Consider the following 22,315-nt stretch of genomic DNA (forward strand, 5'->3'; position numbering starts at 1 on the left):
CTCAGAAGGACCGGTCGGAGCGGTGCTCGCTGTCGTAGGCGCGGCTGCCCGGGGTGACCGGCGCGGCGGGGGGAGTGCGGTCCGCGGAGTGCTGGAGGTCGGCGTCGAGCTGCGACAGGTCGGCGTTGAGCGCCGCCATCAGCTCCTCCATCTGCTGCAGCAGGCCCTTCGGCGCACCGCCCTGGGCGGGCACCGCCGGCTCCTGGCGTGCGTGGTCGTGTGCTGCCTGTCCGGTCTGTCCGGGGTACTCCGGCACGGACTCGTGGGACATGGCGGCCTCCTCGGCCCTGGCCCTTCCGGTGCGGAAGGGGGCGGTGGTCGTACCGGCGGGAGGCCGGCGCGCGGGCCGGGCGGTCCGGCCCCGTCCGAGCCAACGATCCCCATCCGCGCTGGTCACTGACGCGGCGGGGCGCGCGCCTCCCGGTTGACGCAGATTCACCCGGCAGGGGAGCGGGAAGGGCAGGATGGAGGCATGGATCTTCGCATTTTCACCGAGCCGCAGCAGGGCGCCGACTACGACACCCTCCTGACCGTCGCCAAGGCCACCGAGGAACTCGGGTTCGACGCGTTCTTCCGGTCGGACCACTATCTGCGGATGGGGTCCGTCGACGGGCTGCCCGGGCCCACCGACGCCTGGATCACCCTCGCGGGCCTGGCCCGCGAGACCAAGCGGATCCGGCTGGGCACGCTGATGACGGCCGGCACCTTCCGGCTGCCCGGCGTCCTCGCGATCCAGGTGGCGCAGGTCGACCGGATGTCCGGCGGCCGGGTGGAACTCGGCCTGGGCGCGGGCTGGTTCGAGGAGGAGCACAAGGCGTACGGGATCCCCTTCCCGGCGGAGCGGATGGCGCGCCTCGAGGAACAGCTGGCCATCATCACCGGCCTGTGGGCCACCGAGCCCGGCGCGACCTTCGACTACCAGGGCACCCACTACCAGGTGGAGAACTCCCCGGCCCTGCCCAAACCGGCCCAGGCCAAGGTCCCCGTACTCATCGGCGGGCACGGAGCGCGGCGCACCCCGCGCCTCGCCGCCCGGTACGCGGACGAGTTCAACATGCCCTTCGCCTCGGTCGAGGACAGCCGTCGGCAGTTCGCCCGGGTCCGGGAGGCCGCCGCCGAGGCCGGGCGCAAGGCGGAGGAGCTCGTCTACTCGAACGCCCTGGTGGTGTGCGTGGGCAAGGACGACGCCGAGGTCGCCCGGCGGGCCGCCGCCATCGGCCGCGAGGTCGACGAGCTCAAGGCCAACGGTCTGGCCGGTTCCCCGGCCGAGGTCGTCGAGAAACTCGGCACCTACGCGGCCATCGGCTCCTCCCGCGTCTACCTCCAGGTCCTCGACCTCGACGACCTGGACCACCTGGAACTGATCGCCGGGCAGGTCATGTCCCAGCTCGGCTGATCCGCCCGAGCCCGGTCGACCCGCACCACCGGACGGAGGACCCCACCCGTGCCCCGAGCCACCCGCCCGCTCGCCGAAGCCCTGGCCCGCTGGCCCGTACTCCTGGACGGCGGGCTGAGCAACCAGCTCGCCGACCAGGGCTGCGACCTGTCCGGCCCCCTCTGGACGGGCCGGGTGCTGACCGAGCGCCCGGACCAGGTGGCGGCCGCCCACACGGCGTACGCCCGGGCCGGCGCCGAGGTGCTGATCACCGCGAGCTACCAGATCGGCGACGACCCCGGCCTGCTGGAGCGCTCCGTCCGGGTGGCCGACGGCGTGGCGCGGACCGCCGGGCACGGGGTGTGGGTGGCCGCCTCGGTGGGACCGTACGGGGCGGTGCTGGCGGACGGCTCCGAGTACCGGGGCCGGTACGGGCTCGGCCGGGACGCGCTGGCCGCCTTCCACCGCCCCCGGATCGAGGCGCTGCTCGCGGCGGGGCCGGACGTCCTGGCACTGGAGACCGTCCCGGACTCGGACGAAGCCGAGGCCCTGCTGCGGGTACTCGCCGGCACGGGGGCACGGGCCTGGCTCAGCTACACCGTCGCCGGCGGCCGTACCCGGGCCGGGCAGCCCCTGCGGGAGGCCTTCGCCCTCGCCGCCGAGGCCCCCGAGGTGATCGCGGTCGGCGTCAACTGCTGTGACCCGCAGGACGTGCTGCCCGCCCTCGAGGCGGCCGCGTCCGTCACGGCCAAGCCGCTGCTGGCGTACCCCAACGACGGCTCCGTCTGGGACGCCGGCACCCGCACCTGGCACGCCCCCGCATCCCCCGCCCCCTGGCCGGCAGCCGCCTGGCGGGCGGCCGGAGCCCGCCTCCTCGGCGGCTGCTGCCGCGTCGGACCGGACCGGATCGCCGGACTCCGTGCCACCCTCGGACCCCCGCCGCCCGGGGTATGAAAATCAGTGGGCCGCCCGGGAGCCCCGGCACATACTGAAGCGCATGTTCCTGACGATCGGCACGACCGGCACCACGGAGAAACCCGCCACTGACCTGGGATTCCTGCTGCACAAGCATCCCGGGAAGACGCAGGCCTTCGGCACCTCCCACGGCACCGCCCACGTGTTCTACCCCGAGGCGACGGACCAGAGGTGCACGGCCGCGCTGCTCCTGGAGGTGGACCCCGTCGCGCTCGTCCGGCGCGGCCGGGGCAAGGGCCGGGGCGGGGCTCCCGACACCGCGCTCGCGCAGTACGTCAACGACCGGCCGTACGCGGCCTCCTCGCTGCTCGCAGTCGCCCTGAGCACGGTGTTCCGCACCGCCCTCAAGGGTCAGTGCGCCGCCCGGCCCGAACTGCCCGGGCAGGAGCGCCCGCTGCGCGTGGAGATTCCGGTACTGCCCGCCCGCGGCGGTGCGGAGCTGGTGCGCCGGCTGTTCGCCCCGCTGGGCTGGGACTCCGTGGAGACCACCCCGATCGTCCTGGACGAACGGTTCCCCGAGTGGGGCGACAGCCGCTATCTGCGGCTGGTCCTGGAGGGAGAGCTCCGGCTGGAGGACGCCCTGCGCCAGCTGTACGTGCTGCTGCCCGTGCTCGACGACTCCAAGCACTACTGGATCGCCCCGGACGAGGTGGACAAGCTGCTGCGCGCCGGGGACGGCTGGCTGGCGGCGCACCCCGAGCACGCGCTCATCACCGCCCGCTACCTGGCCCGCCACAAGCGGCTCACCCGCAGTGCCATGGAACGCCTGGAGCTCGCCCGGCTCGCGGAGGCCGACGGCAGCGAGGCCGAGGAGCTCGACAACGCCGTCGGCGACTCCCCGGACGACGCCGCCGACCGGGACGACGTCGCCCGCGACCGGTCCGTACCCCTCGCGGTGCGCCGCCGTGACGCGGTCCTCGCCGCACTGCGCGAAGCCGGCGCGGCCCGGGTCCTCGACCTGGGCTGCGGGGAGGGGCAGCTGGTCCAGGCGCTCCTGAAGGACACCGCGTTCACCGAGATCGTCGGCGTGGACGTCTCCATGCGGGCCCTGACCACCGCCTCCCGCCGGCTGCGGCTGGAGCGGATGGGGGAGCGGCAGAGCTCCCGCGTCCGGCTGCTCCAGGGCTCCCTCGCCTACACCGACAAGCGGCTGGCCGGCTACGACGCGGCGGTGCTCAGCGAGGTCATCGAGCACCTGGACCTGCCCAGGCTGCCCGCTCTGGAGTACGCCGTCTTCGGCTCGGCCCGCCCCCGCACGGTCCTCGTGACCACCCCGAACGTCGAATACAACGTCCGCTGGGAATCCCTGCCCGCGGGGCGGGTCCGCCACCGCGACCACCGTTTCGAATGGACCCGCCAGGAGTTCCGGACCTGGGCCGAGCGGGTCGCCGCCCGGCACGGCTACACCGTCGCCCACCGGCCCGTGGGCGACGAGGACCCCGAGGTCGGGCCGCCGACCCAGATGGCCGTCTTCACCCGCGCCGCCGACGGCGTGGAGACCGGCACAACCGGCACCGGCACCACGGCCACCCTGAAGGAGGGCGAGGCAGCATGACCACCCGTACGGACCACCGCGTGCTCCCCGTCACCGACCTGGCCCTCGTCGTCCTCATCGGGGCCACCGGATCGGGCAAGTCCACCTTCGCCCGCAAGCACTTCAAGCCCACCGAGATCCTGTCCTCGGACTACTGCCGGGGCCTGGTCGCCGACGACGAGAACGACCAGAGCGCCAGCAAGGACGCCTTCGACGTCCTCCACTACATCGCCGGCAAGCGGCTGGCCGCCGGACGCCTCACCGTCGTGGACGCCACCAGCGTCCAGCAGGAGTCCCGCCGCGAGCTCGTCCGTCTGGCCCGCGAACACGACGTCCTGCCCATCGCCATCGTCCTCGACATGCCCGAGTCGGTCTGTGCCGAACGCAACGCGTCCCGCCCCGACCGGGCCGGCCTGCCGCGCCGCGTCATCCAGCGCCACCGCTCCGAACTGCGCCGCTCGCTGCGCGGACTGGAGCGCGAAGGGTTCCGCAAGGTGCACGTCCTGCGCACCCCGGAGGAGGCCGACTCCGCCGAGGTGGTGCTGGAGAAGCGCTTCAACGACCTCACCCACCTCACCGGCCCCTTCGACATCATCGGCGACATCCACGGCTGCTCCTCCGAGCTGGAGAGCCTGCTCGCCAAGCTCGGCTACGAGGACGGGGTCCACCCCGCCGGCCGTACCGCCGTCTTCGTCGGCGACCTGGTCGACCGCGGCCCCGACAGCCCCGGCGTGCTCCGCCGGGTGATGGGCATGGTCGGGTCCGGCAACGCGCTGTGCGTGCCCGGGAACCACGAGAACAAGCTCGGCCGTTACCTCAAGGGCTCCAAGGTCCAGCTGACCCACGGCCTCGCCGAAACCGTCGAGCAGCTCTCCCGCGAGAGCGAGGAGTTCGTGAAGGAGGTCCGGCAGTTCATCTCCGGCCTGGTCAGCCACTACGTCCTCGACGGCGGCCGGCTGGTCGTCTGCCACGCCGGGCTGCCCGAGAAGTACCACGGGCGCACCTCCGGCCGGGTCCGCTCGCACGCCCTCTACGGCGAGACCACCGGTGAGACCGACGAGTTCGGCCTGCCCGTGCGCTACCCGTGGGCCGAGGACTACCGGGGCAAGGCCGCCGTGGTCTACGGCCACACCCCCGTCCCGGACACCACCTGGATCAACAACACCATCTGCCTCGACACCGGCGCCGTCTTCGGCGGCCGCATGACCGCCCTGCGCTGGCCCGAGCGCGAACTGGTCGACGTACCGGCCGAGAAGGTCTGGTACGAGCCGGTCAGGCCGCTGGCCGCCGAGGCGCCCGGAGGGCTCGACGGCCGCCCGCTCGACCTGGCCGACGTGCACGGCCGCCGTGTCGTGGAGACCCGCCACCTGGGCAACGTGAGCGTGCGCGAGGAGAACGCGGCGGCCGCCCTGGAGGTCATGAGCCGGTTCGCGGTCGACCCCCGCCTGGTGCCGTACCTGCCGCCGACCATGGCGCCGACGGCCACCTCCGGGGAGGAGGGATGGCTGGAGCACCCCGCCGAGGCCTTCGCCCAGTACCGGGCCGACGGCATCGGGCGGGTCGTGTGCGAGGAGAAGCACATGGGCTCCCGCGCCACCGTCCTGCTGTGCCGGGACGCCGTCACCGCCCGGACCCGCTTCGGCGTCGAGGACGGCCCCACCGGCTCCCTCTACACCCGCACCGGACGCCCCTTCTTCCAGGACCCGGGGCTCACCGAGGAGTTCCTCACCCGGCTGCGCGCGGCCGTGGACGGCGCCGGCCTGTGGGAGGAGCTCGGCACGGACTGGCTGCTGCTGGACGGGGAACTGCTGCCCTGGTCCCTGAAGTCCACCGGCCTGCTCCAGGGTCAGTACGCGGCCGTGGGCGCGGCCTCCCGCGCCGTCCTCCCGGACGCCGTGGCCGCCCTGGCGGCCGCCGAGGCCCGGGGCGTGGACACGGGCGGGCTCCTGGAACGCCAGCGCGGCCGGGCCGTCGACGCCGAGGCCTTCACCGAGGCGTACCGGCGCTACTGCTGGACCACCGACGGGCTGGACGGCGTACGCTTCGCGCCGTTCCAGCTGCTCGCGGCGGCCGGGCGGTCGCTGGCGGCCGTCCCGCACGACGAGCAGCTGGCCTGGCTGGACCGCCTGGCCGACGCCGACGAGCGCTCCGCCGCCCCGCTGCTGCGCCGCACCCGCAGGGTGTACGTGGACACGGCCGACGGGGAATCCGTCCGCGCGGGCACCGACTGGTGGCTGGAGCTGACCGGGGCGGGCGGCGAGGGCATGGTCGTCAAACCCCTCCAGGCCTACGCCAGGGACGGCAAGGGCCGGCTGGTCCAGCCGGGGCTCAAGGTCCGCGGGCGCGAGTACCTGCGGATCATCTACGGCCCGGAGTACACCCGCCCCGACCAGCTGGAGCGGCTGCGCCAGAGGTTCCTCGGGCACAAGCGCTCGCTCGCGCTGCGCGAGTACGCGCTGGGGCTGGAGGCCCTGGACCGGCTGGCGGCGGCGGAGCCGCTGTGGCGGGTCCACGAGGCGGTGTTCGCCGTCCTCGCCCTGGAGTCGGAGCCGGTCGACCCCCGGCTGTGAGGTGAGAGGACCGCGTAAAGCGGCGGCCCCCGTACGGCCCCGAATTAGGTCGTATGGGGGAACTTTCGCGGAGAAGGCCGGGGAAACCGGGGGCGGGATCGTTCAACCAGGGCAGCGGAGTGTCCGCGACCCTGGAAGGACGGAACGTCACTTATGAAGATGACCGCGCGCGGAAGCATTGCGGCGCTCATGACTTGTATGGCCGCGGCCGCCGCGGCCTCCCCGGCCGCCGCCGCCACGGTTCCGGTGGGTGTCCCGCTGGACGCCGTGGAGACCACGCTGGGCGTGCCCACCCCGCAGGTGGGCACCGCGGTCCCGATGCCGGTCGTCGGCGCGCCCGAGGCGCCGGTCCTGCACAAGGGCGACCTGCTCCCCAACCCACTGCTCCCGGCGGTCCCGGTGGCCACCGACCTCGGGCTGACCAAGGTCGTCTCCCCCGTGCCCAACCTGCTGGGCTCCAAGGAGACGGACGGCGAGGGTTCCCTGGAGTCGCCGGCGACCACCCTGCTCACCCGGACCCCGGGTGCGGTCGTCGGTGCTCCGCTGACCATGCCCGACGCCGGCAACCGGGGCATCCCGAACCTGACCGCCCCCAAGCTCGGTGTGGTCGCCCCGGAGATCATCGGCGCCCCCTCGGCGCTCCTCGGGCTGCGCTGAGCCGCGCACCCGACGCCGGGTCGCAAAGCCGTCCGGTCTGGGTACGTCTACGGCATGGGATTCCATGTCGACTCCGAGACCGGGCGGCTTCGCCGCGTCATCCTCCACCGCCCCGATCTGGAGCTGAAGCGGCTCACACCAAGCAACAAGGACGCCCTGCTCTTCGACGACGTGCTGTGGGTGCGCCGGGCCCGCCAGGAGCACGACGGCTTCGCGGACGTGCTGCGCGACCGGGGCGTCTCCGTCCACCTCTTCGGCGACCTGCTCCGCGAGTCCCTCGACATCACCGAGGCGCGCCACCTCGTCCTGGACCGGGTCTTCGACGAGAAGGAGTACGGGCCCCTCGCCACCGACCACCTGCGCTCGGTCTTCGACGGACTGACCTCGGCCGAGCTCGCGGAGGCGCTGGTCGGCGGCATGACCAAGCGGGAGTTCCTGGAGCGGCACAGCGAGCCGGTGTCGGTGCGCTTCCACGCGCTGGAGATGGACGGCTTCCTGCTGGGGCCGCTGCCGAACCACCTCTTCACCCGTGACACCTCCGCCTGGATCTACGACGGGGTGTCCATCAACGCCATGCGGTGGCCGGCCCGGCAGCGCGAGACCGTGCACTTCGAGGCGATCTACCGGCACCACCCCCTCTTCACCGGCTCCGGCCCCTTCCACTACTGGTCGCAGGGCCAGCCGGACTACCCCTCGACCATCGAGGGCGGTGACGTCCTGGTCATCGGCAACGGCGCCGTCCTCATCGGGATGAGCGAGCGGACCACCCCGCAGGCGGTGGAGATGCTCGCGCGCGGCCTGTTCGCGGCCGGGTCGGCGTCGGCCATCGTGGCGCTCGACATGCCCAAGCGGCGTGCCTTCATGCACCTGGACACGGTGATGACGATGGTCGACGCGGAAACGTTCACCCAGTACGCGGGCCTCGGCATGCTGCGCTCCTACACGATCCGGCCGGGGCGGGGGGCGAGCGAGCTCCAGGTGAGCGACCACCCCCCGGAGCACATGCACCGGGCGATCGCGGCCGCTCTGGGCCTGGACAAGGTGCGGGTGCTGACCGCGGGGCAGGACGTCCACTCCGCCGAGCGCGAGCAGTGGGACGACGGGTGCAACGTGCTGGCCGTGGAGCCCGGGGTGGTCGTCGCCTACGAGCGGAACGTCACCACCAACACCCATCTGCGCAAGGAGGGCATCGAGGTGATCGAGATCCCCGGCAGCGAGCTGGGACGGGGCCGTGGCGGGCCGCGCTGCATGAGCTGCCCGGTGGAACGGGACGCCTGCTGAGCGCAGGCTGAGGGGGACGGACTGGTGGATCACGGGTGCGGAGTCGCACATGTGATCCACCAGACTGCATATCAATACGAGGGATCGTATAGACTTCCGCAATCCCCTGTCAGCGTCCCCCTGGAGTCCCGATGGCCACCGACCTCTTCGGTCGCAGTTTCCTCAAGGAGCTCGACTTCACCGCCGCCGAGTTCCGCGGCCTGGTCGAACTCGCCGCCGAACTCAAGGCGGCCAAGAAGGCGGGCGTGGAGGAGCGCCGCCTCCAGGGCAGGAACATCGCGCTGATCTTCGAGAAGACCTCCACGCGCACCCGCTGCGCCTTCGAGGTCGCCGCCGCCGACCAGGGTGCCCACACCACCTACCTCGACCCCTCCGGCTCCCAGATGGGCCACAAGGAGAGCGTCCGGGACACGGCGCGGGTGCTCGGCCGGATGTTCGACGGCATCGAGTACCGGGGCGACAGCCAGCAGGCGGTCGAGGAGCTCGCCGCGTACTCCGGCGTGCCCGTCTTCAACGGCCTCACCGACGACTGGCACCCCACCCAGATGCTGGCCGACGTGCTCACCATGACCGAGCACTGCGCCAAGCCGCTGGAGCGGATCGCCTTCGCCTACCTGGGTGACGCCCGCTTCAACATGGGCAACTCCTACCTGGTGACCGGCGCGCTGCTGGGCATGGACGTACGGATCGTGGCGCCGAAGGAGTACTGGCCGGCCGAGGCGGTCGTCGCGCGGGCCCGCGAGCTGGCCGCCTCCAGCGGGGCGCGGATCACCCTGACCGAGGAGGTCGCGGAGGGCGTGGCGCAGGCCGACTTCGTGGCCACGGACGTGTGGGTCTCCATGGGCGAGCCGAAGGAGGTCTGGGACGAGCGGATCGCGGCCCTGGCCCCGTACGCCGTCACCATGGACGTGCTGCACGCGACCGGCAACCCGGACGTGCGGTTCCTGCACTGCCTGCCCGCCTACCACGACCTCGGCACCAAGGTGGCCCGGGAAGTGCACGAGCGGCACGGGCTGGAGTGGCTGGAGGTCTCGGACGAGGTGTTCGAGTCGGCGCACTCCGTCGTCTTCGACGAGGCGGAGAACCGGCTCCACACCATCAAGGCCGTACTCGTCGCGACGATGGCGAAGCCCGCCGCATAGTCATGCGGGCCGTGCCCCGGCGGCGCGTCGGGACTCAGGGGCTCAGGCGCTCGTCGCGCCGGCCGGCAGGGTGAACCAGACGGCCTTGCCGCGCTCGGTGGGGCGGTGGCCGCAGGCGGAACTCAGGGCCCGGAGCAGGAACAGGCCTCGGCCGTGCTCCTGCCAGGGGTCCGGGTGGCCCTCGCGCGGCCGGGTGACGAGCTCGCGCGGCGGCCGCGGATCGCCGTCGTGGACCTCCACCTGGCAGCCGTCCGCCAGCATCTCCACGACCAGTTCGATCGGCGCCCCCGCCGTGGTGTGCTCCACCGCGTTGGCCACCAGCTCGGCGGTCAGCAGCTCGGCGGTGTCGCGGTCGGCGGACGGTCCCGTGTCCGTCAGGGCGGTACGGACCAGGGCGCGGGCCATGGGCACGGCGGCGGCCGTGTGCGGCAGGGCGAGCCGCCAGGCGGAGGCGTCGGGCATGACCGGTCCGTCCGTTCCGTTCCGTCGGGGGAGGGGGCGGGGAGGGGGAAGCTCTCGGATTCAACTACAACGATACGGAGCGGCGCGGGCGCCCCGTAGGGCACCCCGGCGTGAACGGGACGGACCCACGGCCGCGGCACGGAGGGACCTTCGGCTCGGGCCGGGGCGCGGCCCCGTACGGCCCAGCGTTGTCGCGTTTCCGTGACGGCGGTCACAAGTCGGTGATAGCGTCGTACGCGTGAGCCCCTTCACCGGTTCCACACCAGCGACCGAACGGTGGCGCCACCTCCGGGTGACCCGGCAGGACGGCATCGCCACCGTCACCCTCGACCGCCCCGAGAAGCTGAACGCGCTCACCTTCGGCGCCTACGCCGACCTGCGCGATCTGCTCGCCGAACTCTCCCGCACCCGTTCCGTCCGCGCCCTCGTCCTGGCCGGCGAGGGCCGGGGCTTCTGCTCCGGCGGGGACGTGGACGAGATCATCGGCGCAACCCTCGCCATGGACACCTCCGACCTCCTCGACTTCAACCGGATGACCGGCCAGGTGGTCCGCGCCGTCCGCGAATGCCCCTTCCCGGTGATCGCCGCCGTCCACGGGGTGGCCGCCGGCGCCGGCGCTGTCCTCGCCCTCGCCGCCGACTTCCGCATCGCCGACCCCACCGCCCGCTTCGCCTTCCTCTTCACCCGCGTCGGCCTCTCCGGCGGCGACATGGGCGCCGCCTACCTGCTGCCCCGGGTCGTCGGCCTCGGCCACGCCACCCGGATCCTGATGCTCGGCGAGCCCGTACGGGCCCCCGAGGCCGAACGCATCGGCCTGCTCAGCGAGCTGGTCGACGAGGGCAAGGCCGACGCGCGCGCCGCCGAACTCGCCGCCCGCCTCGCCGCCGGCCCGGCCCTCGCCCACGCCCAGACCAAAGCCCTGCTCACCGCCGAGCTGGACATGCCGCTGGCCGCCTCCGTGGAGCTGGACGCCAGCACCCAGGCCCTGCTGATGCACGGCCAGGACTACGCCGAGTTCCACGCCGCCTTCACCGGGAAGCGGCCGCCGCAGTGGAAGGGCAGGTAGCACCGTGGCCGTGTCCGAGCCCGTCTTCAGGCCCGCCGCCGCGCCCTCAGCCGCTCCCGTCCCCCTGCCGGTCTCCGGGCCCGGGCCCGGGTCCGGGTCCGGATCCGGGTCCGCCCGGTCCGCCAAGCGGGTGGCCGTCGTCGGCGGGGGACCGGGCGGGCTCTACGCCGCCGCGCTGCTGGCCCGGCAGGGGCACGGCGTCGACCTGTGGGAGCGCGGCGCCCCCGACGACACCTTCGGCTTCGGGGTCGTCCTCTCCGACGAGACCCTGGGCGGCATCGAACGGGCCGACACCGTCGTCCATGCCGCCCTCGCCGCCGAGTTCGTCCGCTGGGACGACGTGGACGTCGTCCACCGGGGCCGCCTGCTGACCTCCGGCGGCCACGGCTTCGCCGCCCTCGGCCGCCGGCGCCTCCTCGAAATCCTGCACACGCGCTGCGAGGCCCTCGGCGTCCGGCTCCGCTTCCGCACCGCGGCCCCCGACGCCTTCACCCTGGCCCGCTCGTACGACCTGGTCGTCGCGGCCGACGGGGTGCACAGCGCCACCCGGGAGAGCGGCGCCGCCCACTTCCGCCCCACCGTCACCCCCGGCCGCTGCCGGTACGTCTGGCTCGCCGCCGACTTCGCCTTCGACGCCTTCCGCTTCGAGATCGCGGAGACCGAGCACGGCATCATGCAGCTGCACGCCTACCCCTACTCCGCCGACTCCTCCACCGCCATCGTCGAGATGCGCGAAGAGGTGTGGCGGGCCGCCGGCCTCGACCTCTGCGACGAGGAGGAGTCCGCAGCGCGCTGCGCCAAGACCTTCGCCGAGGCGCTGCGGGGCAGGCCGCTGCGCGGGAACCGCTCCGCGTGGACCCGGTTCCGCACGGTCGTCAACGAACGCTGGTCCCACGGGAACCCACGGGAACGTGGTCCTCCTCGGCGACGCCGCCCACACGGCCCACTTCTCCATCGGCTCCGGAACCAAACTCGCCGTCGAGGACGCCCTCGCGCTCGCCGAGGCCGTCGCCGCACACCCGGAGGTCCCCGAGGCCCTGGCCGCCTACGAGGCCGCCCGCAGGCCCGCCGTGGCCAGCACCCAGCGGGCCGCCGCCGCCAGCATGCGCTGGTTCGAGGAGATCGGCGGCTACGTCGGCCAGCCCGCCCGGCAGTTCGCCTTCAACCTCCTCACCCGCAGCCGCCGCGTCACGCACGAGAACCTGCGGCTGCGCGACCCCCGCTTCACCCGCGCGGTGGAGGCCGACTTCGGCTGCCCGCAGGAGGGGCCCGACGGGCCGGCGACGCCGCCCATGTTCACCCCGTTCACCCTGCGCGGGCTGACCCTGCGCAACCGGGTCGTCGTCTCGCCGATGGACATGTACTCCGCCGAGGAAGGGGTGCCGGGCGACTTCCACCTGGTGCACCTGGGCGGGCGGGCCCTGGGCGGGGCCGGGCTGGTCATGACGGAGATGGTCTGCGTCAGCGCCGAAGGCCGGATCACCCCCGGCTGTGCGGGGCTGTGGACGGCGGAGCAGGCGGCCGCCTGGAAGCGGATCGCCGACTTCGTCCACACCTCGGCGCCCGGCACCGCCCTCGGCGTACAGCTCGGGCACTCCGGCCGCAAGGGCTCGACCCGGCTCATGTGGGAGGGCATGGACGAACCGCTCCCGGAGGGCAACTGGCCCCTGGTCGCCGCCTCCGCACTGCCCTACAAACCCGGGGTCTCCGCCGTCCCCCGCGCCCTGGAGAGCGCCGACCTCGCCGCCATCCGCTCCGAGTTCGCGGCGGCCGCCGCACGGGCCGCCGACTGCGGCTTCGACCTGCTGGAACTGCACTGCGCGCACGGCTACCTGCTGTCCGGCTTCCTCTCCCCGCTCACCAACCGACGCGAGGACGCCTACGGGGGTTCCCTGGAGAACCGGCTGCGCTTCCCCCTGGAGGTCTTCGACGCCGTACGCGAGGTCTGGCCCGCGGAGCGCCCGATGACCGTCCGGCTGTCGGCCACCGACTGGGCCCCCGGCGGTACCACACCTCAGGAGGCGGAGCGGATCGCCGCCGCGTTCGCCGCGCACGGCGCCGACGCCGTCGACGTGTCCACCGGACAGGTGGTGTCGGACGAGGCCCCCGAGTACGGGCGCTCGTACCAGACCCCCTACGCCGACCGGATCCGCAACGCGCTGGGGATCCCCGTCATCGCCGTCGGCGCGATCTCCTCCTGGGACGACGTCAACTCCCTGCTGCTGGCCGGACGCGCCGACCTGTGCGCCCTGGGCCGTCCGCACCTGTACGACCCGCACTGGACCCTGCACGCGGCCGCCGACCAGGGGTACGCGGGCCCGGGCGCGCCCTGGCCGGCCCCGTACCGGGCGGGCAGCCGGAAGCCGCCGACCGGGAAGGGGTGAGACGGCCTCAGGGGGCTGGGCCTCAGGCGCGGACCCGCTCGACGCGGTCCTCGACGGCGGTGAAGCCGAGCCGCTGGTAGACGCTGTTGCTGGTCGGGTTGGCCAGGTCGGTGAAGAGCAGCACCTCGCCGGCCCCGGCCGCGTGCGCCGCCCCGCTCGCCGCGTGCGTCACTCCGGCGGCGTAGCCGCGGCGCCGTTCGGCGGGCGGGGTGTAGACGGGGCCGATGCGGGAGGCCGAGCCGATCGGACGGAAGAACGCGGCCAGGGACACCGGCCTGCCGCCGTGCTCCCAGATGAGGAACCCGCCGTACGAGATCCGGTCGCGCAGGGAGGCCTCGGAGGGGGTGGCCGGGATGTCGCACTCCCGGCTGAACTCCGCGGTCCACCGCGCCAGCAGCGGGAGGTCCGCCTCGGTGGCGGGCCGGGCCCGGCCCTCGGGGGCCGGGTCGGGGGCCCTCAGGGCGCCCAGCCGGTACAGGCGGAGCTCCTCGGCGACGCGGGTCGGCCTGCCCCATGCCTCCGCCAGGATCCCGGCGTCGGCGCGGCGGGCGTTGAACTTCGTGACGCGGGCGAGCAGGGGATCGGCCGCGAGCGCGCCGCCCAGGGCCCGGACCGCCTCCGGTGGCAGGGCGCCGAGCACCAGCGGGAACGGCGGTGTGTGCACCACGGCTCCGTCGACGGTCCCGTCGGCCGCGGTCCACCAGCCGAAGACGGGGTCGGTGTCGCCGTAGGCGTGCGGGCCGCGCCGCTCCAGGGCGTCGAGGATGCTCAGCAGGGTGGTGTTGACGATGGGGTGCGCTGCCACGGACGGGCGCGCGGCGGCCAGGCAGGCCGCCAGGTCGGTGCTGAAGGTCCAGGTCATGTCCCATCGTGACGGGCCCGGGAAGCGGCCCGCACCGGGTTTTCCGCGCGGCCGCGCACCGGTGGCCGGGGGCGCCGCGGGTGGCGGGCGCGCGCTCCCCCGGGCGGGGGAGACGATCCCCCCGTGTGGGGGAGGGACGGCCCGGGCGGGGCTGGGACCTTGGGAGTGCGAGCAGGACCGGGCTCCGCCACCGTGGCGGGCCGTCGGACGAGGAGGAACCATGGGCGTTCACGAAACCCCCGCACCCCTACCCGTACGTGTACCCGTGGGCGCACCCGCACCCGCACCCGCACCCGCACCCGCTCCCGCACCCGCGTGCGCCCACGGGCCCGCCCGGGCGGCGGTCCGGGCGCCGCTACGGCTGTACGAAGCGGGCGCCGGTGTCGCGCAGCCGGGCGTGCAGCTCGGCGAAGACCGCCGAAGACCGCCGCGGCCCGGTCGCCCGGCCAGTCGGCCGGGAGCAGCTCCCGCGGCAGCCCCGGGTCGGCGTAGGGCAGCCGCCGCCAGGTGTCCAGGGCGGGCAGGTAGGCGCGGTAGGCGGCCTCGGGGGTGGGTTCGGGGCCCGACTGAAGGGCCCGGAGGACGGGTTCGTGCAGGTCGAGGAATTCCTCGTGCTGCTTGGCCAGGGCGGCCAGGTCCCACCAGCGGGCCACCGCCTCGGCCGTCGGGGTGAATCCGAGATGGGCGCCGCGGAAGAGCTCCACGTACGCCGTCAGGTGCAGCCGCTCCAGGGTGTGTTCCGTCTCCTCGGCCAGCTGGGCCGGTGCGATCCACACCCCCGGGCCCACCGACCCGAAGCCCAGCCGGGCCAGGCGCGAGCGCAGCAGGTGCCGCTTGTGCCGTTCCTGCTCCGGGACGGAGAAGACGGCGACGAGCCACTCGGGCGAGACGGGTACCTCTCCGTAGATCCGCCGGTCGCCGTCCTCCAGCAGCCCCCGGGCCTCCTCGGAGAGCTCGTAACCGGCCGAGCCGTCCGCGGCCTTCGCGGGCACCAGGAAGCCCCGCCGCTTGAGCCGGGACACGGAGGAGCGGACGGAGGGCGCGTCCACCCCGGCCGCCCCCAGGAGGCGGACCAGCGCGGACACCGGGACGGCGCCCTCGAAGGACCGCCCGTAGGCTCCGTAGAAGGTGACGATCAGGGATCGCGGAGTGTGCTGCTCGGCCACGGGTTCACTCTAGATCGCGCAGCCGGAACCGCTGAAGTTTGCCGGTGGGGGTCCGTGGCAGCGCGGGCAGGAAGACGAAGGACCGCGGGCACTTGTGGGGGGCCAGCTCCTCCTTCATGAAGGTCCGCAGTTCCTCCTCCGTGAGCACGGCGCCCTCGCGGGGCACGGTGTACGCCACCACGACCTGTCCGCGCCGTTCGTCCGGGCGGCCCACGACCGCTGCCTCCGCGACGTCGGGGTGGCGCAGCAGTGCCTCCTCCACCTCCGGGCCCGCGATGTTGTAGCCCGAGGAGATGATCATGTCGTCGGCGCGGGCGACGTAGCGGAAGTAGCCGTCGGGGTCGCGGACGTAGGTGTCGCCGGTCAGGTTCCAGCCGTCGCGGACGTAGTCGCCCTGGCGGGGGTCGGCCAGGTAGCGGCAGCCGACCGGCCCGCGTACGGCCAGCAGCCCGGGTTCGTTGTCGGGCACGGGCCGGCCGGAGGGGTCCACCACGCGGGCCTGCCAGCCGGGGACGGCCCGGCCGGTGGTGCCGGGGCGGATGTCCTCGTCGGCGGCGGAGATGAAGATGTGCAGAAGCTCGGTGGCGCCGATGCCGTTGATGATCCGCAGCCCGGTGCGTTCGTACCAGGCCTGCCAGGTGGCGGCGGGCAGGTTCTCGCCGGCGGAGACGCAGCGGCGCAGCGCGGACAGGTCGTAGGCGCCGGTGTCGTAGGGGCCCAGGGTGTCCAGCATCGAGCGGTAGGCGGTGGGGGCCGTGAACAGGACGCTGACCCGGTGCTCGGCCAGGGCGGGCAGGCGGGCAGCAGGCGGCGCGGGGCGGCCTCCTCCAGCAGCAGGGCGCAGGCGCCGGCCCGCAGCGGGAAGACGACCAGTCCGCCGAGGCCGAAGGTGAACCCGAGGGGCGGGCTGCCGGCGAACACGTCGTCGGGGCGGGGTCTGAGGACGGTGCGGGAGAAGGTGTCGGCTACGGCGAGGAGGTCGCGGTGGAAGTGCATGCAGCCCTTGGGGCGGCCGGTGGTCCCGGAGGTGAAGGCGATGAGGGCCACGTCGTCGGCGGAGGTCTCGACGGCGGGGTAGGGGGAGGTGTGGGCCTCGGCCAGCCGCAGGAGGTCCTCGGGGGAGTCGCCGCCGTACGGGGTGATCCGCAGCCCGGGTACCCCGGCCCGGGCCAGGTCGTCCAGGGCGTCGGTGTGGCAGAGGGCGTGCCGGACCTGGGCCATGGCGCACACGGTGGCCAGTTCCTGGGCGCGCTGCTGGGCCAGAACGGTGACGGCCACCGCGCCCGCCTTCATCACGGCCAGCCAGCAGGCTGCGAGCCAGGGCCCGGTGGGCCCGCGCAGCAGCACCCGGTTGCCGGGGACGACGCCGAGATCGACGGTGAGGGCGTGGGCGAGGCGGTCGACGCGCTCGCGCAGCTCCCCGTACGACCACACCTCGCCCGAGCCGCTGCGGAAGGCGGGCCGGTCCGGGCCGAACCGGCCGATGGTGGTGTCGAGCAGTTCGGCGCCGCAGTTCAGCCGGTCCGGATAGGCCAGTTCGGGCAGCTCGAAGAGGAGCTGCGGCCAGGCGTGTGCGGGCGGCAGGTTGTCGCGCGCGAAGGTGTCCGTGTGGGCGGAAGGCTTGAGCTCCAAGGCGGGTTCGCCCCCTTGCGACGTCCGGATTGGGGTGGCGCCGGCCGTGCTGATCTGTCCAGAGCGTATCGTGATGGTGACGGCAGTCAACAGGACGCGATAGAGGAACACGACGGGACTTGGGGGCCTTCGGATGGCCGGATTCGCGCTCGGAGTGGAACAAGAGGAGTGGTGCGGGCAGTTGCGCGCCCTGGCGGAGCGGCGGCTGAGGCCGCTCGCCGAGAAGGGCGAGCCCGGCCGGGTGAACCGGCCGCTGCTGGCGGAGCTGGGGGAACTGGGTCTGCTCGAACGGGTCTTCGGCTCCGGGGCGCTGGAGCTGTGCCTGTTGCGGGAGTCCCTCGCCTACGGGTGCACCGAGGCGGAGACGGCCCTGGCGCTCCAGGGCCTCGGGGGCCATCCGGTGCTGCGGGCGGGCACTGCGGCCCAGCGGGAGCGGTGGCTGCCGGGGGTCCGGGCGGGGCGGCTGGTGGCGGCGTTCGCGCTGAGCGAGCCGGGCGCGGGCTCGGACGCGGCGGCCCTGGCCCTGGCGGCCGCCCCGGACGGGGCGGGCTGGCGGCTGGAGGGGGCCAAGTGCTGGATCTCCAACGCCCCCGAGGCGGATTTCTACACCGTCTTCGCCCGGACGGGTGAGGCGCCGGGAGCGAAGGGCATCACCGCCTTCCTGGTCCCGGCGGACCGGCCCGGGCTGACGGGGGAGGCCCTCGACATGCTCTCGCCGCACCCGATCGGCTCCCTCTCCTTCGACGGGGTGCCCGTCGGCCGGGAGGACGTCCTGGGCGGGCCGGGACAGGGGTTCCGGGTCGCGATGGAGACCCTGAACCTCTTCCGGCCGAGCGTGGGGGCCTTCGCGGTGGGCATGGCGCGGGCCGCGCTGGACGCCACGCTGGCCCACACCGCCGGCCGTACCGCCTTCGGCGGGGTGCTGGCCGACCTCCAGGCCGTCGCGCACCGCGTGGCGGAGATGGCCACCCGGACGGAGGCCGCCCGGCTGCTGGTGTACGCGGCGGCCGGCGCCTACGACAGCGGCTCCCCGGATGTGCCCCGCCGGGCGGCGATGGCCAAGCTGCTCGCGACGGAGACCGCCCAGTACGTGGTCGACCACGCCGTCCAGCTGCACGGGGCGGTCGCCCTGCGGCGGGGACATCTGCTGGAGCACCTGTACCGGGAGGTGCGGGCGCCGAGGATCTACGAGGGGGCCAGTGAGGTGCAGCGCGGGATCATCGCCAAGGAGCTGTACCGGGGGGTGGCGGCCCGATGAGCGCCGGCCGCCCCGGCCCGGACCGGATCAACCCGCCGGAGCTGTCCCCGGCGACGGGCTTCTCCCATGCCGTCGCCGCCACCGGGGGCCGGCTGGTGTTCCTGGCCGGCCAGACCGCGCTCGACGGCTCGGGCAAGGTGGTGGGCCAGACCCTGCCGGAGCAGTTCGAGCGCGCCCTGGCCAACCTCCTGACGGCCCTCGCGGCGGCCGGCGGCGCCCCTTCGGACCTGGCCCGGGTGACGGTGTACGCGGTGGACGTGGAGGACTACCGCGCCCACGCCGCCGAGCTGGGACGGGTCTGGCGCCGGCTGGCGGGCCGCGACTACCCGGCGATGGCCGTGGTCGGCGTGGTCCGCCTCTGGGACACCGAGGCCATGCTGGAGCTGGACGGGATCGCGGTGCTCCCGTAGCGCGGCCGGCCCCCGGGGGTGTCCGCGAGCTCCCGCCGACCGCCCCGGCCGGGAGGTGCCGGCGCTACTCTGCCGACGCCTCCCGGGGGCGGGTGCGGCGGCGGTACTCCTCGGTCGGGACCCCGCCCACGCCCCAGTTCTCGAGGGGGACCTCGTCGATGACGACGAAGGTGGTGGCGGGGTCCTTGTCGAGGACCTTGACCAGCAGGTCGGTGACGCCCGCGATGATCTCGGCCTTCTGGGCGGCGGTGGCACCCTCGCGGGTGATCCTGACGTTGACGTACGGCACGGCGGAAGTCCTTTCGGCGGAGGAGGGCGCGGATGGCGGGTCAGCGGCGGCCGGTGACGTAGCCGCCGTCCACGCGCAGGGCGTGGCCGGTGACGAACTCGGCCCCCGCCAGGTAGAGCACCGCCTCGGAGATCTCCGAGACCTCGCCGACCCGGTCCAGCAGGGCGACCGAACCGAGGGAGTCCACGTCGTAGCCCGCGTGCAGCGGGGTGCGGATCATCCCGGGTGCCACGAGGTTGACGCGGATGCCGTCGGCCGCGAGCTCGGTGGCCAGACTCGTCGTCAGCGCGTGCACACCGGCCTTGCTGACCACCGGCGCGGAGGCCGGGACGCCGGCCAGCGCGTGGTCCACCAGCACGGTGCCGATGTTGACGATGCTGCCGCCCCGGCCCTGGGCGCGCAGCGCCCGTACGACGGCCTGGGTGGTGAGGTAGGTGCCCTTGAGGTTGCCGGTCAGATAGCCGTCGAGTTCCTCCTCGGTGACCTCGGTGAAGGGCCTGGAGGCGAAGGTGCCGGCATTGTTGACCAGCACGTCGATGCCGCCGAAACGGTCGATTGCGGTCCGGACGAGGGCCTCGCCGGTCTCCGGCTCGGCGATGCTGCCCGCGAACCAGGCGGTCCGCTCCGGCCGGCCGAGGCCGGCGGCGGCCTTGGCGAGGCGGTCGGCGTCCCTGCCGCCCAGGACGACGTTCGCGCCGTCGGCCAGGAAGGCGCGGGCGATGTCCAGCCCGATGCCGCTGGAGGCGCCGGTGATCACGGCGGTGGTGCGGTCGGTGGTGTGCGTCATGGTCTGGTGCCTTTCGTGGCGGACGGGGTTCGTCGGAGCGACACCAGAAACGTATGGGCCTCCAACCCATAACACCACGACGGAAATTGGAGCATGTGATAATCCCCCGTTATGGATGTGGATCTGCGTGACCTGGAGCTCCTGGAAGCGACCGCCGCCGCCGGCTCCCTGACCGCCGCCGCGGAGAAGCTGTACGTCAGCCAGCCCGCACTCAGCCAGCGGCTGACCCGTATGGAGGACCGTCTCGGCATGCGGCTCTTCGACCGGCAGGGAAGGCGTCTGGTGCCCAACGCCGCCGGCCGGCGGATGCTCGTCGCCGCCGACCGCGTGCTGGGTGAACTGGAGTCGGCCACCCGGGACCTGCGGGAGATCCGGGAGGGCAGCGACCGGCGGGTGCGGTTCACCGCCCAGTGCAGCACCACCTTCCCGTGGCTGCCGCCGGTGCTGCGTGCGTTCCGTGCGCGCGAGCCCGGCATCGACGTACGGATCGCGACGGTGGCCGACGACGCCCCGATCCCGGCCCTGCTGGCCGATCAGGTCGACGTCGCGCTGGTCACCAAGCCGGACGTGCAGATGGACCGGGTGACCCTCACCCGGCTCTTCGACGACGAGATGGTGGCGGTGGTGCCCGCCGGCCACCCGTGGGCCTCCCGCGCGCATCTGACCGCACGTGACTTCGACGGCGCCGACCTCGTGCTCTACGACTTCTACGACCAGAAGCGCATCCCGTCGATCCCGCTGCCGATCCCCGTCGGGGCCCGGCCCGGCCGGATCACCACGATGCCGGTGGTGACCGACCTGGTCGTCGAGATGGTGGCGGGCGGCCAGGGCGTGAGCGTGCTGCCGAACTGGGTGGCGGCGCCCTATACCGCTTCCCACGGCCTGGCGCTGGTCCGCATCGGGGCGCGGCCGCTGACGCGCACCTGGTTCTGCGCCACCCGTCCCGGCCCCCGTCCGCCCCACCTCGACGCCTTCGTGGAGGAGCTGGCGGCCCGCCTCGGGACGACGGCCTAGGAGGCGGAGTCGAGGAGGGTGCCCATCCACTCCTCGATGCCGGACACCGTGCGCGGCAGGGCGCCGGACATCAGGCGGGCCCCGTCGGAGGTGATGACGAGGTCGTCCTCGATGCGCACGCCCATGCCGCGCAGTTCGGCGGGGAGGGTCTCGTCGTCCGGCTGGAGGTAGAGGCCCGGCTCGACCGTCAGGACCTGGCCCTCCTCCAGCACCCCGTCGAGGTAGGTGCCGGCGCGGGCCTGGGCGCAGTCGTGGACGTCGAGGCCGAGCATGTGGCCGCTGCTGCACAGGGTGTAGCGCCGGTGGAGGTCGCCGTCGGCGTCCTTGAGCACGCCCCACTCGGCGAGGCCCTCGGCGATGACCCGCATGCCCGCCCGGTGGAAGTCGCGGAAGCTCGCGCCGGGCCGCAGTGCGGCGATCCCGGCCTCCTGGGCGGCGAGGACCAGCTCGTAGACCTGCTTCTGGACGGGGGAGAAGCGCCCGGACAGCGGCAGGGTGCGGGTGATGTCGGCGGTGTAGAGGCTGTCGGTCTCCACGCCCGCGTCCAGCAGCAGGAGTTCGTCTCGGTCCAGCCTGCCGTCGTTGCGGATCCAGTGCAGCACGCAGGCGTGCGCGCCGGAGGCGGCGATGGTCTCGTAGCCGAGGCCGTTGCCCTCGGCGCGGGCCCGCAGGTTGAAGACGCCCTCGATCCAGCGCTCGCCGCGCGGGTGGGCGAGGGCCGTGGGCAGGGCCCGTACGACGTCCTCGAACCCGGCGGCGGTGTGGTCGACGGCGAGCTGGAGCTGGTCGACCTCCCAGGCGTCCTTGACGAGCCGCAGCTCCGAGAGGGCGGCGGCCAGTTCGGTGTCGGTGGCGGCGTTGCGGCCGGTGGGGGAGCCGATCGCGTCGAGGTGGGCGCAGCGCAGCCCGGTGAGCCGTTCGGCCTCGGCGAGGTCGGGGCGGCGGCCGACCCAGAACTCGCCGTAGCGCCGGTCCCGGTAGAACTCCTCGGTGCCGTCGGAGCGGTCGGAGCGGGGGCGCAGGTACAGGACGGCCTCGTGGCCGTGCGCGCCGGCGGGTTCCAGGACCAGGACGTGGCCCACCTGGTCCTCGCCCGTCAGGCCGGTGAGCCAGGCGTACGCGCTGTGCGGGCGGAAGCGGAAGTCGCAGTCGTTGGAGCGGACCCGCAGTTCACCGGCCGGGATGATCAGCCGCTCGCCGGGGAAGCGGGCGGAGAGCCGGGCGCGCCGGGCGGGGGTGACCTCGTACGCGGTGACCCGGGAGCCGGCCGGCAGGGGTGAGGGAGCCCAGTTCCCCGCCATGAAGCGGGACAACTCCGCTGATACCGGCAGGTCATGGCTGCCGGTGTTGAGGCGGGAGGAGGTGTCGGTCACGGAGGCTCCCTCAAGAAGGACTGAACTGATGGGCGCACAGGTCTTGTCAGTGCAATTTCACATTACTATGTTACAGCT

General features: G+C 73.8%; 17 protein-coding genes and 3 pseudogenes. 12 read left to right on the forward strand and 8 right to left on the reverse strand.

Going from position 1 to position 22,315, the window contains the following annotated elements:
• Position 1: 1 nt before the first annotated feature.
• A complete protein-coding gene (locus VR44_RS01405; RefSeq protein ID WP_045945477.1) occupies positions 2-271 on the reverse strand; it encodes a hypothetical protein in 270 nt (89 codons plus the stop codon).
• Between the two features lie 201 nt (positions 272-472).
• Here VR44_RS01405 and VR44_RS01410 point away from each other — a divergent pair, with 201 nt between their 5' ends.
• The 7 genes from VR44_RS01410 to argF all read left to right on the forward strand — a co-directional run bounded on the left by VR44_RS01410 (position 473) and on the right by argF (position 9,534).
• Positions 473-1,396, forward strand: a complete 924-nt coding sequence (locus tag VR44_RS01410) for an LLM class F420-dependent oxidoreductase (RefSeq protein ID WP_045945478.1) — start codon at positions 473-475, stop codon at positions 1,394-1,396.
• Positions 1,397-1,444: 48 nt separating this feature from the next.
• Positions 1,445-2,329, forward strand: coding sequence for a homocysteine S-methyltransferase (mmuM, locus tag VR44_RS01415; protein ID WP_045945479.1), 885 nt, complete (start codon positions 1,445-1,447; stop codon positions 2,327-2,329).
• Between the two features lie 43 nt (positions 2,330-2,372).
• The gene (locus VR44_RS01420; RefSeq protein WP_045945480.1) at positions 2,373-3,905 is read left to right on the forward strand and encodes a 3' terminal RNA ribose 2'-O-methyltransferase Hen1; all 1,533 of its coding nucleotides are present in this window, start codon (positions 2,373-2,375) and stop codon (positions 3,903-3,905) included.
• The gene (locus VR44_RS01425; RefSeq protein ID WP_045945481.1) at positions 3,902-6,454 is read left to right on the forward strand and encodes a polynucleotide kinase-phosphatase; all 2,553 of its coding nucleotides are present in this window, start codon (positions 3,902-3,904) and stop codon (positions 6,452-6,454) included. The genes VR44_RS01420 and VR44_RS01425 overlap by 4 nt, the downstream gene beginning before the upstream one ends.
• A 198-nt stretch (positions 6,455-6,652) precedes the next feature.
• On the forward strand, positions 6,653-7,111 hold the full coding sequence (locus tag VR44_RS01430) for a hypothetical protein (protein ID WP_245691573.1): 459 nt from the start codon (positions 6,653-6,655) through the stop codon (positions 7,109-7,111).
• A 54-nt stretch (positions 7,112-7,165) separates the two neighbouring features.
• The gene (locus VR44_RS01435) at positions 7,166-8,392 is read left to right on the forward strand and encodes an arginine deiminase (protein ID WP_045945483.1); all 1,227 of its coding nucleotides are present in this window, start codon (positions 7,166-7,168) and stop codon (positions 8,390-8,392) included.
• A gap of 131 nt (positions 8,393-8,523) precedes the next feature.
• Positions 8,524-9,534, forward strand: a complete 1,011-nt coding sequence (argF, locus tag VR44_RS01440; protein ID WP_045945484.1) for an ornithine carbamoyltransferase — start codon at positions 8,524-8,526, stop codon at positions 9,532-9,534.
• 42 nt (positions 9,535-9,576) lie between these two features.
• Here the strand turns inward: argF and VR44_RS01445 are convergent, their stop codons facing one another.
• Positions 9,577-9,996, reverse strand: a complete 420-nt coding sequence (locus VR44_RS01445; RefSeq protein WP_045945485.1) for an ATP-binding protein — start codon at positions 9,994-9,996, stop codon at positions 9,577-9,579.
• A 238-nt stretch (positions 9,997-10,234) separates the two neighbouring features.
• Between VR44_RS01445 and VR44_RS01450 the strand changes: the two genes are divergently transcribed.
• Together VR44_RS01450 and VR44_RS01455 are read left to right on the forward strand one after the other, a co-directional pair.
• Positions 10,235-11,062 (forward strand): enoyl-CoA hydratase family protein, encoded by an 828-nt coding sequence (locus VR44_RS01450; protein ID WP_045945486.1) that lies wholly within the window; start codon positions 10,235-10,237, stop codon positions 11,060-11,062.
• A 130-nt stretch (positions 11,063-11,192) separates the two neighbouring features.
• Positions 11,193-13,446: pseudogene (locus VR44_RS01455) on the forward strand (bifunctional salicylyl-CoA 5-hydroxylase/oxidoreductase).
• A gap of 22 nt (positions 13,447-13,468) precedes the next feature.
• Here VR44_RS01455 and VR44_RS01460 read toward each other — a convergent pair.
• From VR44_RS01460 to VR44_RS01470, 3 genes and pseudogenes are all read right to left on the reverse strand, one after another.
• Positions 13,469-14,308 carry a GNAT family N-acetyltransferase gene (locus VR44_RS01460; RefSeq protein ID WP_045945487.1) on the reverse strand — a complete coding sequence of 280 codons (840 nt, stop codon included), beginning with the start codon at positions 14,306-14,308 and terminating at the stop codon, positions 13,469-13,471.
• 355 nt (positions 14,309-14,663) lie between these two features.
• Positions 14,664-15,474, reverse strand: a pseudogene (locus VR44_RS46300) (PaaX family transcriptional regulator).
• 4 nt (positions 15,475-15,478) lie between these two features.
• Positions 15,479-17,106: pseudogene (locus VR44_RS01470) on the reverse strand (AMP-binding protein).
• A gap of 133 nt (positions 17,107-17,239) precedes the next feature.
• On the opposite strand from VR44_RS01470, the gene VR44_RS01475 reads away from it, so the two are divergent.
• Positions 17,240-18,364, forward strand: coding sequence for an acyl-CoA dehydrogenase family protein (locus VR44_RS01475; RefSeq protein WP_045945488.1), 1,125 nt, complete (start codon positions 17,240-17,242; stop codon positions 18,362-18,364).
• A complete protein-coding gene (locus VR44_RS01480; RefSeq protein WP_045945489.1) occupies positions 18,361-18,774 on the forward strand; it encodes a RidA family protein in 414 nt (137 codons plus the stop codon). The genes VR44_RS01475 and VR44_RS01480 overlap by 4 nt, the downstream gene beginning before the upstream one ends.
• 64 nt (positions 18,775-18,838) lie before the next feature.
• Here the strand turns inward: VR44_RS01480 and VR44_RS01485 are convergent, their stop codons facing one another.
• Together VR44_RS01485 and VR44_RS01490 are read right to left on the reverse strand one after the other, a co-directional pair.
• Complete coding sequence (locus VR44_RS01485) at positions 18,839-19,063, reverse strand: tautomerase family protein (RefSeq protein ID WP_045945490.1); 225 nt, start codon at positions 19,061-19,063, stop codon at positions 18,839-18,841.
• Positions 19,064-19,103: 40 nt separating this feature from the next.
• Positions 19,104-19,850: an SDR family NAD(P)-dependent oxidoreductase gene (locus VR44_RS01490; RefSeq protein ID WP_045945491.1), complete on the reverse strand. Its 747-nt coding sequence runs from the start codon at positions 19,848-19,850 to the stop codon at positions 19,104-19,106.
• Positions 19,851-19,961: 111 nt separating this feature from the next.
• On the opposite strand from VR44_RS01490, the gene VR44_RS01495 reads away from it, so the two are divergent.
• Complete coding sequence (locus tag VR44_RS01495; protein ID WP_045945492.1) at positions 19,962-20,864, forward strand: LysR family transcriptional regulator; 903 nt, start codon at positions 19,962-19,964, stop codon at positions 20,862-20,864.
• Here VR44_RS01495 and VR44_RS01500 read toward each other — a convergent pair.
• On the reverse strand, positions 20,861-22,237 hold the full coding sequence (locus VR44_RS01500) for an aminopeptidase P family protein (protein WP_045945493.1): 1,377 nt from the start codon (positions 22,235-22,237) through the stop codon (positions 20,861-20,863). The genes VR44_RS01495 and VR44_RS01500 overlap by 4 nt on opposite strands.
• Positions 22,238-22,315: the final 78 nt, after the last annotated feature.

The sequence above is a fragment of the Streptomyces katrae genome (assembly GCF_000966975.1).
GTDB classification, from domain to species: Bacteria; Actinomycetota; Actinomycetes; order Streptomycetales; family Streptomycetaceae; genus Streptomyces; species Streptomyces katrae.

Coding starts and splice junctions, on each gene's coding strand:
- VR44_RS01405 (WP_045945477.1), bottom strand. CDS start 271: ATGTCCCACGAGTCCGTGCCGGAGTACCCCGGACAGACCGGACAGGCA.
- VR44_RS01410 (WP_045945478.1), top strand. CDS start 473: ATGGATCTTCGCATTTTCACCGAGCCGCAGCAGGGCGCCGACTACGAC.
- VR44_RS01420 (WP_045945480.1), top strand. CDS start 2,373: ATGTTCCTGACGATCGGCACGACCGGCACCACGGAGAAACCCGCCACT.
- VR44_RS01425 (WP_045945481.1), top strand. CDS start 3,902: ATGACCACCCGTACGGACCACCGCGTGCTCCCCGTCACCGACCTGGCC.
- VR44_RS01430 (WP_245691573.1), top strand. CDS start 6,653: ATGGCCGCGGCCGCCGCGGCCTCCCCGGCCGCCGCCGCCACGGTTCCG.
- VR44_RS01435 (WP_045945483.1), top strand. CDS start 7,166: ATGGGATTCCATGTCGACTCCGAGACCGGGCGGCTTCGCCGCGTCATC.
- argF (WP_045945484.1), top strand. CDS start 8,524: ATGGCCACCGACCTCTTCGGTCGCAGTTTCCTCAAGGAGCTCGACTTC.
- VR44_RS01445 (WP_045945485.1), bottom strand. CDS start 9,996: ATGCCCGACGCCTCCGCCTGGCGGCTCGCCCTGCCGCACACGGCCGCC.
- VR44_RS01460 (WP_045945487.1), bottom strand. CDS start 14,308: ATGACCTGGACCTTCAGCACCGACCTGGCGGCCTGCCTGGCCGCCGCG.
- VR44_RS01475 (WP_045945488.1), top strand. CDS start 17,240: ATGGCCGGATTCGCGCTCGGAGTGGAACAAGAGGAGTGGTGCGGGCAG.
- VR44_RS01480 (WP_045945489.1), top strand. CDS start 18,361: ATGAGCGCCGGCCGCCCCGGCCCGGACCGGATCAACCCGCCGGAGCTG.
- VR44_RS01490 (WP_045945491.1), bottom strand. CDS start 19,850: ATGACGCACACCACCGACCGCACCACCGCCGTGATCACCGGCGCCTCC.
- VR44_RS01495 (WP_045945492.1), top strand. CDS start 19,962: ATGGATGTGGATCTGCGTGACCTGGAGCTCCTGGAAGCGACCGCCGCC.